This is a genomic window from Burkholderia sp. Bp9142 (assembly GCF_003853415.1).
In the GTDB taxonomy this organism is placed as follows: Bacteria; Pseudomonadota; Gammaproteobacteria; order Burkholderiales; family Burkholderiaceae; genus Burkholderia.
In genome coordinates, this window is the sequence record NZ_QTPP01000129.1 from 1 (window position 1) to 230 (window position 230).

Consider the following 230-nt stretch of genomic DNA (forward strand, 5'->3'; position numbering starts at 1 on the left):
CTGCATCTGGGCTACCCGTCGGGTCAGCCCAAGCCGCCCGGTCAGGTCAACGAGCGCAACGGCGCCAGCGGCAAGACAGTCATCACCGATCGTGGTCCGATCCGGGTCGATGTGCCTCGTGACCGTGACGGCAGCTTCGAGCCGATCCTGATTCCCAAGCACGAGCGCCGTTTCACCGGCTTCGACGAACGCATCATCGCGATGTACGCCCGCGGCATGAGCGTGCGCGA

General features: G+C 65.7%; 1 protein-coding gene. It reads left to right on the forward strand.

Annotation, left to right across the window (positions count from 1 at the left end):
• Positions 1 to 230, forward strand: a 230-nt coding sequence (locus DIE22_RS37975) for a transposase (protein ID WP_185640797.1), incomplete at both ends; no start/stop codon positions are given.